We start from the raw sequence: 324 nt of genomic DNA, 5'->3' as shown, positions 1-324 counted from the left end.
CCGTACACCACGGTTACCGGCACCTCGCTGCCTGCGAGGTGCTCTGCCACGCGGAACGGGTCGCGCAGCAGCAGCCGCACCGGCAGCCATGGGTAGTGTCGGGACCCGACATCCGCGAGCTCGGGGAACGGCGACCGCAGCACCATCCCGGCGGGCGGCTGCAGCGCCTGCAGCCCTGCCACGACGCCGCTGCCCAGCGACTCCCCGAAGTAGATCGTGCGCTCGGCCGGATAACCCAGGTCCTCCAGCGTCTCCACCGCGGCCATCGCGTCGCGCGCCAGGCCCTCCTCGCTCGGGCTGCCCGGGTTGCCGCCGTACCCGCGA

1 protein-coding gene is annotated in these 324 nt (G+C 73.5%); it reads right to left on the bottom strand.

Annotated features, from left to right (window positions below; genetic code table 11):
• Positions 1 to 324: alpha/beta hydrolase family protein (locus tag ELR45_RS37550; protein ID WP_205856431.1), on the bottom strand; the 324-nt coding region annotated here is incomplete at both ends.

The sequence above is a fragment of the Phytoactinopolyspora endophytica genome (genome assembly GCF_004138495.1).
Lineage (GTDB): Bacteria > Actinomycetota > Actinomycetes > Jiangellales > Jiangellaceae > Phytoactinopolyspora > Phytoactinopolyspora endophytica.
This window is presented reverse-complemented; position numbering and strand designations above follow the sequence as displayed.